Source organism: Sphingomonas hengshuiensis, assembly GCF_000935025.1.
Lineage (GTDB): Bacteria > Pseudomonadota > Alphaproteobacteria > Sphingomonadales > Sphingomonadaceae > Sphingomonas > Sphingomonas hengshuiensis.
Window position 1 is genome coordinate 731,776 of sequence record NZ_CP010836.1, and the last position, 12,302, is coordinate 744,077.

Sequence of the window (12,302 nt, forward strand, 5' to 3'; positions counted from 1 at the left end):
CCGTCTTATCGGTCGAGCCCCAGCGCGGCGGCGATGTCGTCCCACGCGACGAGCTTGAAGTTCTGCGCGCGTGGCGGGTTGATGCCGTCCTGCGCGATGAACAGCCCGCCGGGATAGCCGGGGCCGAAATCGCCGATGGCCAGTTCGATCCCGTCGGTCTCCTCGGTCGCCCCCAGCGCGCCCGCCCCGATGCGGAAGCGGCCCAGATAGGCTTCGTCCGAGAGCCGGTATACGGCATAGGCATTGTCGCCCTGGCTCGACACCAGCAGATAGCCGCCATTGTCCGGGCCGATCGCGGCGATCGCCACGCCTTCGGTATCCGCGACGATCTGGTAACCGTCGGCGGCGGCGATCTTGGTCGGCATGGTGGCGCCGTCCGGGCGCGCATCGAAGCGCCACACGCCGACATCCTCCTCGCCGACATAGAGCCGGTGGGTGCGTTCATCGGTGACGCAGCCTTCGGACTGGGTGGCGAGCTTCATCGTGCGGACGACGCGGCCCGTGGGCGTGGCGCCCGACAGGTCGATCGCAAGCTGGTGGATGGTGCCGTCCTTGAGCACGTTGAAGGCATAGAGCTGGCCGTCCTGCCGATACAGGCAGATGCCATAGGCCTCGCCCGCGCCGACCGGCAGCCGCGCCAGTTCGGTGAGCGTCGCGGTGGCGGTGTCGAGCCGGAACAGCGCCGCCTTTGCTGCCAGCCGATCGGTGCGGTCGCTGGCGGCGACGATCACGCCCCGCGTCCCCAGATCGCGCAGATCGACATTGTTGACGCGGCCCGCCGCGACGAACGCCCGGTCGCTGCCGTCCAGGCCATAGACGTGGAGTCCGGCCTTCTTGTCGGTGGCGACGATCAGGCTTGCGGAGGGATTGGCGGGGTTGCGCCAGATTGCGGGATCGTCGGCGGCGTCGGCATTGGCGGTCTCGACGGCGGCGGTTTCCCCCCGCGCCGTTACCGTGGCGGTGGGGCGGGGGAAAAGGCCGGCGCGGCGGGGGCGGTTCCCGTGGTCGCGCAGCCTGCCGCGCCCAGGGGCAGCAGGCCGGCGATCAGGATCGTGAGCGCCCGCATCAGAAGGCGACTCGTGCCATCAACTGGAACACCGGCCCGGCCTTTTCGGATTCGAGCTCATATTCGTCGAACGAGCGGGTGGTCTGATCGTCGATCGTATTGAACTTGTTGAACGTCTCGTTCTTCTTCGCGTCGAGAAGGTTCGATCCCACCGCGCGGATGGTGATGCTTTTCCCGATGCGCTTTTCGACGAAGACTTCCAGGTCGGCGCCATAGCTCGTGGTTACTTCCTCGCCCACCATGCGGCCATAGGCATCGCCCTGCTTGCGATAGCTGGCGCCGAACGCGGCGCCGACGCTGGGCAGGTTTTGGATGAAGCCGACGTTGAACACGAAATTCGATTGATCGTTGAAACGGCGCGTGCCGAAATCGTCGGTGATTTCGCTGTCCAGCAGCGAGAAGTTGCCGAAAATGCCGGTATTCGCCATCCCGATCACGGCCAGGTCGCTCGAAAGATCGAATTCGACGCCATAAACTTTCCCGTCGCCCATATTGCGCGGCTGGAGGACAACGGTGCCTTCGCCTTCCGATCCCTCATCGCCGGTGTTGGCCAGTTCGACCAGATCCTGCACCGATCGATAGAACACATTGATCCCGACGACGCCAGTCTTGCCGATGCGATGCTCATAGCCAAGATCGACGCCCCATGCGGTTTCGGGACGAAGGTCCGGATTTCCGAGCAGATCATTGTCGCCAAGCTCACCTTTGAGCAGCGCGGGCGAGATATAGTCGAAGCGCGGACGCCGCATCGTGCGTGCGCCCGAAAGCGTGATCCGATCGGCCGAGGTCAGCGCGAATTTCAGCGACGCCGAAGGCAGCAGGTAGTTATAGTCGGTCTTGCTGGTCGCATCCGCGGCATCGACCGTCGCATCATTGATGCGGACGCTGGTGTTTTCCCAACGCACACCGGCTTCCCATTTCAGCGGGCCGGAATCACCCTCGACCAGCGCGAACAAGTCGCGGCGATGTTCCCGGATGGTGTTCACGCCCCCCGCTGCCGCTTCGCTGGCATCGAATGCGGTTGCCAGGCTGGTCGGGTTGTTGGTGAACTGGTCCCAGCTGCTGCGGATGCTGTTGTCCAGATCCGGTTCCTGCTCCGCAGTCGTGATGTTCGATTTGCGGTTCTTGTTCTGGAGGAAGCTGCCGAATACGAAATCGATGCTGGGATTAAGCTCGATTTCATGGTCCAGCCCGACCGAAAATTCGCGATCGTCGATGCGGGTCTGGGTCAGCTCGCCGCTGAACTCGGGCACCTTCTTGTCGAACTTTATCTCGAATTCGGTCTCATATTGCTTGTCCAGGAACCGCGAATAGCCAAGACGCAGCGTCGTTTCGCCCAGCGCCCATTCCTGCTCAAGCTTGCTGCTGATCGTGTAGTTATACTGGTCGATCTCGTTGACGTTGGCATTATCGCTCAACAACCCGGGATCTTCGCTGCCCTTCTTCGACAACGGGCCATAGCTGCCGGTCTTGGTGTTATATTCGAACGAACGCTCGGTCTCGGTCCGGTCGGTGCGGACATAATAGGCGCTTACTTCGAAATCGGTGGTGTCGGTGTCGATCGTGTAGCTGCCGTTGAACGCATAATCGGTGCCGTCGCGCGTATCGGTCTGGACCTCGCGATTGTCGAAATCGTCGGCCGCATAGTCGGCGTTGTTTTCCGGCGAGTCCTTGTACCGCAGGCTGGTCTTCTTCTTGGGATTATACCGGCCCTGGACGTTGGCGCCGAGCAGGATGCGCCCCGGCCCGACCGCGCCGCCATAGACTGCGCCGAAGCTGGGCTTGACCTCGCCGTCGTCGAACAACAGCCCGCCGCCGCGAACATAGCCGCCGTCCAGCTGATACCCGTCGCGCAGCACGATATTGAGGGTACCCGCCATCGCATCGGCGGTGCGCCGTGCCGAGGAGGAGCGGACGATTTCGACCTGCTTGATCAACTCCGCCGGGATGCGATCGAGGAAGAAGGAGCGATCGGCGTTCGAACCCGGCACCTTCTGGCCGTTGATCAGTACCTGGGTATAGCCCGGATCGAGGCCGCGCAGCCGGGCGCCGTCGCTTTCGATCACGTCCGACAGGAACGTCACCGACGGCACCCGCTTGAGCGCATCGCCCGCGGTCAGCGGTTCGAAGCGCTGGAAATAGGCATTGTCATAGACGAGCACCGGCTCGGCTTCGTCCGAATGATTGCGATAGCCGATCCCGCCCTGGACGACGATTTCCTCGGAGCTCTGGATCGTATCGGTTTCGCCGGCATCCTGCTGCGCCGCAGCGGTCTGCGCCTGGGCGCCATGGGCAAGGCCCAGCGCGAGCGCGGCGAGCCCGGCGTTCATCAGCATCTTGAACTGCGTCTTCATTCTTCGCCCCCATGGGTGTGTGGGGCGGGCGTTAGGCGAAGAATAAGACGGTTCGACATCATTTCGATTGCGGAACGGTTACAGATGAGCGAGCGGTCCCGCGACAGTCCGGCGTGACCCAAAAGCTGCACCTCAGCGGAAATGCCGCGCCGCAACGCATTCGTCATCAACCGGGAGCAACGCCGCGGACAAGGGGCGCACCAAAGCGCTCCACCATTCGGGGGTTTCCATGTCCATTCGTACCGCGCTGCTCGCGCTTGTAAGCCCGCTCGCGCTCGTCGCGGCGCCCGCCTTCGCCCAGCAGGCGACGCCGCCTTCCGACGCCGAGCCCGATGGCGAGATCGTCGTCACCGCGCAGCTGCGCGAACAGAGCGCCACCGAAGTCCCGTTCGCGCTGACGGCGTATAACGGCCAGTTTCTCGACGATCTTGGGATTACCGAGTTCGATCGGCTGGGGCAGTTCGTGCCCGGCTTCGACGTGCAGAACCAGTCGCCCAACAACCCCGGCTTCGTGATGCGCGGGATCACCTCGGACTCGGGAGCGGCGTATAGCGAGCCGCGCGTGTCGGTTTTCCAGGACGGGGTGTCGATCTCCAAGTCGCGCGGCTCCTATGTCGAGCTGTTCGACATGGAGCGCGTCGAAATCGCCAAGGGGCCGCAATCGACTCTGTACGGTCGCGGCGCGCTGATCGGCGCAGTCAACCTGATCCAGGCAAAGGCCGATCCGACCCACGGCTATGGCTATGTCTATGGCCAGTACGGCAATTATAACGGCTATCGGATCGACCAGACGGTGAACCTGCCGCTGTCGGACGATCTCGCGGTGCGCGTCGCCTCGCGCTTCAAGGAGCGCGACGGGTTCGTCGACAACCTGCTGGGAGGAGACGATTATAACGGGATCAAGTCCGAAGCGGTGCGCGGTTCGCTGCGCTGGGCGCCGGGGGCGCTGACCTTCGACCTGATCGGCAACTACCAGCATGATCGCGCGACGGGCACGGCGTTCAAGTCGATCGCGTACAACCCCACCGATCCGACCACCGGCGTGGTGATCGGCGATCGCGGGCGCACTTCGGGAGCGGCGCTCGTGCCCGGCGCCAATTTCGAGCATAGCAAGCCGCTGGGCCTCGACCGCGACGTTTGGGGCGTCACCGGCATCGCCAATTATGCGCTGTCCGAGACGCTTTCGCTCAACGCGATCGGATCGTATCGCGAATTTGCCGGGATCGAGATATTCGACGCCGACGGCATCTCGCTCCCCGTGCTGACCGCCGCGGAGGATGCGCAGGGCGACCAGACGATGGGCACGCTGCGGCTGACCTACGCCAATGACCGGCTGACCGCCTTCGTCGGCGGCACCTATTTCCGCGAGAACGGCTTTCAGCGCACGCCGGGGCAGTTCGACGAGCGCGTCACGCTGGCGCGGCTGACCAATACGCTCAACGGCGGTGGCGCGATCCCGGGCCGCGCGGCGACCGACCCTGCGCCGCTCGCGCTGTTCTCGAACACCGCGTATACCGGGCAGCTGCTCCAGGGCGTCGCCGCCGCTTATGGCGTCGCGTTGCCGACCGCGCAGGCGCAGGCGATCGCCGCCAACCTCAAGTCGAATCATCTCGAGACCAACACCAATTCGGCGCGCACCAAAAGCTGGGACCTGTTCGCCGACGCGACCTACAAGCTGACCGACCGGCTGGAAGTCGGCGGCGGCATCCGCTGGAGCCATGACGACAAGACCACCGGATTCCAGTCCGCCATGGTCAATGGCCGGTCGATCCTCGGCGGGTTCGTCGCCGCGCTGGGCCAGCCCGCGGCGACGCGCACCGCGTTGCTTGGGGCGCTCGCGGTGCCGGGCGCGGCGAACATTCCGACCTCGGCGCTCTATCCGGTGCCGCTGTTCGGGCTGGGGCTCCAGCCGACCGGGACCAATGGCCAGCTCTATAGCCAGGATCACACCGATGACGGCATCACCTGGCGCGCCACCGCCCGCTACGAACTGGCGAGCGACGCGAGCCTCTATGCGACCTATGCCCGCGGGCGTCGTCCGGAGATCCTCAACGTCTCGGCGCCGTCGGCACCCGGCGGCGCGGCGCTGTTCAACATCCTGCCCGCGGAGACGGTGGACAGCTATGAGACGGGCGTGAAGGCCGCGCTGCTCGATCGCACGCTGTTCGTCGACGGATCGGTGTTCTACTATCGCTACTCGAATTTCCAGACGACCGAGCAACAGGGCACGACCTTCGTCACGATCAACGCCGGGCGCGCGCGCAGCTATGGCTTTGAGGGTCAGTTCCGCTGGAACGCGGCGGACTGGGTCTCGCTGTTCGGCAACTATGCCTATAACCACAGCCGCTTCATGACGGGCGCCCGCGACGGCAACCGCTTCCGCCTGTCGCCCGACCACAGCGCGGCGCTGGGGATGCTGCTCAAGGCGCCGGTCGGGCCGGTGAAGATCGACTTCACGCCGAGCGTGACGTGGCAGTCGTCGGTGTTCTTCGACGAAGATAACGACCTGCCCGCGCTTCAGGCCGCGAACCTGATCCCGGACACGGTACAGGACGAGAAGCAGGGCAGCTATGCGCTGGTCGATGCGCGGCTGGGCTTCGAGACCGAGAACGGGCGCTGGCGAGTCGAAGCGTTCGCGACCAACCTGTTCGACCGCGACTATATCAAGGATGCGGGCAACGCCGGCGACAGCCTGGGCCTGCCGACCTTCATCGCGGGCGAGCCGCGCATGTATGGTCTCGCGCTGAGCCTGAAGATCGGCAAGCGCTGAGCGTTCGCTTCGATTGAGCCCGGCTCGGCCACCGACTGCCCCGGTGGCCGAGCCTCGGGTGGCGGGCGCGCATCCGACTTCCTAGCTGGCTGCTTTGGCGAATGGAGCGGCGCGCATGGCGAAAACGGCATTGGTGGTTGGGGCAAGCGGGATCGTCGGCAGCGCGACTGCGGCGCTGCTGGTCGAACAGGGCTGGGCCGTGCAGGGGCTCGCGCGGCGTCCGGTGGCGCAACCCGGCGTCGAACCGGTGGTTGCGGACCTTCAGGATGCCGCCGCGACGGCATCGGCGCTGGGCGATGTTCGTCCGGATGCGGTGTTCCTCACCACCTGGCTGCGACAGGACAGCGAGGCGGAGAATATCCGCGTCAATGCGGCGATGGTCCGCAATCTGCTGGACGGGCTGGCAAAGCCCGATACGCCGCGCCACGTCGCGCTCGTTACCGGGCTGAAACATTATCTCGGGCCGTTCGAGGCCTATGGCAAGGGCGCGCTGCCGCAGACGCCGTTCCGCGAGGAGCAGGGGCGGCTGGACATCGAGAATTTCTATTATGCGCAGGAGGATGAAGTGTTTGCGGCGGCGGCGCGCGACGGCTTCACCTGGAGCGTGCATCGTCCGCATACGGTGATCGGCAAGGCGGTCGGCAATGCGATGAACATGGGCACGACGCTGGCGGTCTATGCGAGCCTTTGCCGCGAGACGGGGCGGCCTTTCACCTTTCCGGGTTCCGCCGCGCAGTGGAGCGGGTTGACCGACATGACCGATGCCCGCCAGCTCGCGCATCATCTGCTCTGGGCCACCGAGACCGAGGCGGCGCAGGACGAGGCGTTCAACGTCGTCAATGGCGACGTGTTTCGCTGGCAATGGATGTGGGGGCGGATCGCCGCATGGTTCGGGCTGGAGGCCGCGCCGTTCGACGGGGTGATCCGCCCGCTGGAGCAGCAGATGGCCGACGACGCGCCGCTTTGGCGCGCGCTGGCGGAGCGGGAGGGGCTTGCCGAACCCGACCTCGCGCGGCTGGCGTCGCCCTGGCACAGCGATGCCGATCTGGGGCGCCCAATCGAAGTGGTCACCGACATGTCGAAGAGCCGGCGGATGGGATTCACCCGCTACCAGCCGACCGACGATGCCTTTTTCGCGCTGTTCGAGCAATTGCGGGCGGACCGGCTGATCCCCTAGAGTCGGATGACATCAGCTTGATCCATCCCCCACCGTTCGTGCTGAGCTTGTCGAAGCACAGTGAGTCTCACTGCCCTTCGACAAGCTCAGGGCGAACGGGTTTATTTCTCGTCATCATCCTCTAACGCAATGTCCATGAGAAAGGGCGCCCGGATCGCTCCGGACGCCCCTTTCTCGGCAATGATCCGCTGGATCAGCCCGAATAATACATGTCGAACTCGACCGGGCTGGGCGCCATTTCCCAGCGATACACTTCGGGCCATTTCAGCTCGATATAGGCATCGATCTGGTCCTGGGTGAACACGCCGCCGCGCAGCAGGAACTCGTGATCGGCGATCAGGCTTTCCAGTGCCTCGCGGAGCGAACCGCAGACGGTCGGAACCTGCGCCAGCTCTGCCGGGGGCAGGTCGTACAGGTTCTTGTCCATCGCTTCGCCCGGATGGATCTTGTTCTGGATGCCGTCGATGCCCGCCATCAGCAGCGCCGAAGTGGCGAGGTACGAGTTGGCGAGCGGATCGGGGAAGCGGAACTCGACGCGCTTCGCCTTGGTGCCGGCACCATAGGGGATGCGGCACGATGCCGAACGGTTACGCGCCGAATAGGCGAGCAGCACCGGCGCTTCGAAGCCGGGGACCAGCCGCTTGTAGCTGTTGGTCGTCGGGTTGGTGAAGGCGTTGATCGCCTTGGCATGCTTGATCACGCCGCCGATGAAGAACAGGCAGGTGTCCGACAGGCCGGCATAGCCATTGCCCGCGAAGGTGTTCTTGCCTTCGTTCCAGATCGACATGTGGGTGTGCATGCCCGAGCCGTTATCGGCCTTGATCGGCTTCGGCATGAAGGTCGCGGTCTTGCCATAGGCCTGGGCGACCATCTTCACGACATACTTGTAGACCTGGATGCGGTCGCAGGTTTCGACCAGCTTGCCGAAGGTCAGGCCCAGCTCGTGCTGGCTGCCCGCCACTTCGTGATGGTGCTTGTCCATCGGCAGGCCCATCTCGATCAGCGTCGAGACCATTTCGGCGCGGATATCGGTGGTGACATCGACCGGGCCGACCGGGAAATAGCCGCCCTTGGCGCGCGGACGGTGGCCGAGGTTGCCGCTCTCATATTTGGTGCCGGTGTTGGTCGGCAGCTCGACATCGTCGACCTTGTAGAAGCTCGACGAGTAGGTGTTGTCGAACTCGACGCTGTCGAACATGAAGAATTCGGGCTCGGGCCCGATATAGACGGTGTCGCCCAGCCCGGTCTGCTGCAGATAGGCCTCGGCGCGCTTCGCGGTCGAGCGGGGATCGCGCGAATAGAGCGAGCCGTCCTCGGGCTCGACGATGTCGCAGATCAGGATCAGCATCGGCGTCGCGCTGAACGGATCGATATAGACCGCGTCCAGATCCGGCTTCAGGATCATGTCGGATTCGTTGATTTCCTTCCAGCCCTCGATCGAGGAGCCGTCGAACATCAGGCCGTCGCCCAGCTCGTTCTCGCCGATCACGCTGGCGCACATGGTCAGGTGATGCCAGGTCCCCTTGGGATCGGTGAAGCGGACATCCACCCACTCGATCTCATTCTCCTTGATCATCTTAAGAATGTCATTGGCCGAATTCGCCATGGAAGTCCCCTTTCGCTCTCAATTCAGAACCCGACGAATCGGGCAATAAAATTACCTGTGCACGCGCAACAATCACATCATGTTGCGTTGCGTCAAACGGCGTTTTCGTTGCGCTCGCCGGTACGGATGCGCAGCGCGGTCTCGACCGGGATCACGAAAATCTTGCCGTCGCCGATGCGGCCGGTCTGCGCCGCGGCGGCCACCGCCTCCACGACGCGGTCGGCCAGCGCGTCCTCGACGACGACTTCCAGCTTCACCTTGGGCAGGAAATCGACGACATACTCCGCGCCACGATACAGTTCGGTATGGCCTTTCTGGCGCCCGAAGCCCTTGGCTTCGGTCACGGTGATGCCGCTGACACCGACTTCGTGCAGGGCTTCCTTCACTTCATCGAGCTTGAATGGCTTGATGATGGCTTCGATCTTTTTCACGTCTTCCCCCAGGTACGAGGTGGTTCCCGTGCCGCGCGACTGGCAACTTCCGTGCCAGTACGGGACTCGGGGTTTTGGCTGCGTTACACGCTGCGGCCGGGTTCACAAGTGCCTAGCAAATGGGCAGCGACCGCCGCGATGCCCGATTGGGCGGCAAGCGCGCTGCGCCCGGCACCGGAACCGCAGCCGTACATTCACGTTCCTGAAGGTGAACGAATGTGCGAGTTCCCAATGTACCCTGCCATGTCTGCCCCCGCCGAATTGCGCCGCCGCGTCGACGACGCCGCTGTCGGTGCGGGGGACGACGTCCTCGTCGCGCAGGGGCCGCTGATCATCATGGCCTATGCACTGACGTCGATGCCCGATGCCGCGCGCGAGGCTTGCACGATCGCCACCGCCGTGGGGGACTATAGCGCCAGTGAGGCCGCGGCGCTGTTGCGGCACTGGTCGCTGAGCCCGCAGGGCTGATCGCGCGCCGAACTCCACACCGAAGGGGTGGCATTTTGCGGATGCGAATCTCCGACCGTCTTCCGTGCGGACCGCTTCTGACATTCGAGGAATTTCAACATTTTGCCGAAGTTTCGGATGTTGTGCAGTGCAATGCAACTAGTCATTGGTAAATATGTAAGTAAGTACTGTAATAATACTTATATGGTCCTGCGTTGACACCGGCAGTAATTGATGAGCAATTGTAAGGAACGAGCCTGACTCGATAATGCGCTTCAGGAGGATGTCATGGGCGACGCTGTCGGATATTACATTGTCAAGCTGCTGGTGGAGCGCGCCGGGCTGCTGGGGGCACCCGCGCTCCGGCTGAACCTCGGCGTCGATGCGGGGGCCGGAAAGGTGACGGGGTCCGGCGAGATCACCCAGTCGCTGCCGCCGCCCTATGGCGAAATCACCATCCACCAGCTCGCCGGAGACGTGCTGCACACCGGCTTTGGGCAGGATACGCGGCTGGTTCACCTGACCGGCCAGTATCTCGTGTCGGTACCGCCGCCCGCGATCGGAACCTATCTCGCGCAGTTTAGCGCCGCGCTGGCAGTCGATGCCAGCTGGAACGGATCGGGCAGCTTCCAATATGGCACGAACACCGTTTCGGGATGCACCGTGACCAATGTCTCGGAAGAAGCGAAACCGCTGATCGGCGCGTCGGCCACTGCCAGCGCCTGACGCTTTTTGCTTGGGTGCGGTGCGCCTGCCACTCCCTGTCACCGCGCCCTGCGATGCACCCGCATCGCCGCCCGCCCGTCGGCCATGACCCCCGGCCGGCGGGCGCCGTGCGTCCTGCGCCGTTGACGCGCGCCGCCGAATCGAGCTAATGCGAGTTATTCGCAATAACTCCCGAGGCCGGCGTGTATCGATTTCTCGACCGCCCGGTGGCCAGCCTGGCCCCCGGCGAACAGATACTCCTCTGGTCGATGCGCGGCTGGGTGACGGCGATGGCGACGCGGCAATGCCCCGCCCGGGCGCTCGGCCCGTTCTTCGAACGCTGGCGGCTGGCGGACATCCTGCCCGATTTCAACATGGCGATGGCGCTGCTCAACTGCGAGGGGCAGGAGCGGCTGCACTTTTGCGGCCAGCAATGTCCCCAGGCCAATGACGATGAAGCGCGGCTGCTCGCAATGTTCCATGCCGCGGCGGCGGACGACTATCGCGTCCTGCGCCCGCTGGTAGATTTGACCTTAAAACCGCAGGCAGTACCGCCTTTCCTTGCAGCGATCGGTCAGGCAGCCGATATGCTGCGCCGCACGCCCGTTCCGCGGGCATCCTGAACCTGCCAAGGACCCTGACGATAATGACCCTGCTTACCCGCCCGCCGGCGCTGCTTCCCGCGCATGGCTCGTTCCTCACCAGCGGCGTGCGCTGGGTGCGGCACTGGAACGAACATCTGTTCAGTTTCGCGATCGAGCGCCCCGCCAGCTTCCGCTTCCGTTCGGGCGAGTTCGTGATGATCGGGCTGCTGGACGGCGAACGCCCGCTGATGCGCGCCTATTCGATCGCCAGCCCGGCCTGGTCCGACGAGCTGGAATTCCTGTCGATCAAGGTGCCGGACGGGCCGCTGACGTCGCGGTTGCAGATGATCCGCCCCGACGATCAGGTCTATCTCGGCCGCAAGCCCACCGGCACGCTGGTCGCCGACGCGCTGCTGCCGGGCAAGCGGCTGTTCATGCTGTCGACGGGCACCGGGTTGGCGCCGTTCCTCAGCATCGCGCGCGATCCCGAAATCTATGACCGGTTTTCGCAGGTGGTGCTGGTCCATTCGGTGCGCCGGGTGAGCGACCTTGCCTATTATGACGAGTTGACCGCGCAGCTGGCGTCCGATCCGCTGGTGCAAGAACAGGCACTGCTCCAGTTCCACTATATCCCGACGGTGACGCGCGAGCCGTTCCACACCACGGGCCGAATCGACGCGCTGGCGGCGAGCGGCGCGCTGTTCGCCCCGCCGGTGCTGGGCGAGCGCCGCTTCGACCCGGAGACCGACCGTGTGATGCTGTGCGGGTCGACCGCGATGATCCGCGACTTCGCGGCGATGCTGGAAGGACTGGGGTTCGACGAAGGCTCGAACGCGGCGCCGGGGCATTTCGTGATCGAGCGGGCTTTTGTGGGGTAGGGGGCGGCCGTTCCATGGCGAATGCGCGGGGCTATCACGCAGCGATGCATTCGCCCTCTTCATACCGCTGTCATGCTGAACTTGGTTCAGCATCCAACGTGCAACAAGCTGCGGAGAGGCAAGTTGGGGGTTGGATGCTGAAACAAGTTCAGCATGACGGGAAGTAAAGAGAAGACCTGCGGCTCATATGCGATTGCCTCACGCAACGCGGGAGCCCGGGGTAACGGGCGGTGCGCTTGGGACCCCGGGGTCCCCGCTTTAGCGGGGAAGCCGGAGGGCTGCCG

Annotated in this window: 9 protein-coding genes and 1 pseudogene; 6 read left to right on the plus strand and 4 right to left on the minus strand. The window is 64.4% G+C overall.

Going from position 1 to position 12,302, the window contains the following annotated elements; all coding sequences use genetic code 11:
- Positions 1-5: 5 nt before the first annotated feature.
- Positions 6-1,066 (minus strand): annotated as a pseudogene (locus tag TS85_RS03460) (phytase).
- Positions 1,066-3,420 carry a TonB-dependent receptor plug domain-containing protein gene (locus TS85_RS03465; RefSeq protein WP_044330429.1) on the minus strand — a complete coding sequence of 785 codons (2,355 nt, stop codon included), beginning with the start codon at positions 3,418-3,420 and terminating at the stop codon, positions 1,066-1,068. Before TS85_RS03465 ends, TS85_RS03460 begins: the two are co-directional and overlap by 1 nt.
- A 229-nt stretch (positions 3,421-3,649) precedes the next feature.
- On the opposite strand from TS85_RS03465, the gene TS85_RS03470 reads away from it, so the two are divergent.
- Both TS85_RS03470 and TS85_RS03475 read left to right on the plus strand, forming a co-directional pair.
- Complete coding sequence (locus TS85_RS03470) at positions 3,650-6,190, plus strand: TonB-dependent receptor (RefSeq protein ID WP_044330430.1); 2,541 nt, start codon at positions 3,650-3,652, stop codon at positions 6,188-6,190.
- Between the two features lie 115 nt (positions 6,191-6,305).
- Positions 6,306-7,367: an SDR family oxidoreductase gene (locus TS85_RS03475; protein ID WP_044330431.1), complete on the plus strand. Its 1,062-nt coding sequence runs from the start codon at positions 6,306-6,308 to the stop codon at positions 7,365-7,367.
- A gap of 193 nt (positions 7,368-7,560) precedes the next feature.
- On the opposite strand, the gene glnA is transcribed toward TS85_RS03475, so the two are convergent.
- Together glnA and TS85_RS03485 are read right to left on the minus strand one after the other, a co-directional pair.
- Entirely contained in the window at positions 7,561-8,973 is a 1,413-nt protein-coding gene (gene glnA / locus TS85_RS03480; protein WP_044330432.1) for a type I glutamate--ammonia ligase, read from the minus strand.
- A 92-nt stretch (positions 8,974-9,065) separates the two neighbouring features.
- Positions 9,066-9,404: a P-II family nitrogen regulator gene (locus TS85_RS03485; RefSeq protein WP_044330434.1), complete on the minus strand. Its 339-nt coding sequence runs from the start codon at positions 9,402-9,404 to the stop codon at positions 9,066-9,068.
- A 243-nt stretch (positions 9,405-9,647) separates the two neighbouring features.
- Here TS85_RS03485 and TS85_RS03490 point away from each other — a divergent pair, with 243 nt between their 5' ends.
- From TS85_RS03490 to TS85_RS03505, 4 genes are all read left to right on the plus strand, one after another.
- Positions 9,648-9,872 (plus strand): hypothetical protein, encoded by a 225-nt coding sequence (locus TS85_RS03490; protein WP_044330436.1) that lies wholly within the window; start codon positions 9,648-9,650, stop codon positions 9,870-9,872.
- Between the two features lie 267 nt (positions 9,873-10,139).
- Complete coding sequence (locus TS85_RS03495) at positions 10,140-10,577, plus strand: DUF1842 domain-containing protein (RefSeq protein ID WP_044330438.1); 438 nt, start codon at positions 10,140-10,142, stop codon at positions 10,575-10,577.
- A 182-nt stretch (positions 10,578-10,759) separates the two neighbouring features.
- Positions 10,760-11,179 (plus strand): hypothetical protein, encoded by a 420-nt coding sequence (locus TS85_RS03500; protein ID WP_052507707.1) that lies wholly within the window; start codon positions 10,760-10,762, stop codon positions 11,177-11,179.
- A 23-nt stretch (positions 11,180-11,202) separates the two neighbouring features.
- Positions 11,203-12,018, plus strand: coding sequence for a ferredoxin--NADP reductase (locus TS85_RS03505; RefSeq protein ID WP_044330440.1), 816 nt, complete (start codon positions 11,203-11,205; stop codon positions 12,016-12,018).
- Positions 12,019-12,302: the final 284 nt, after the last annotated feature.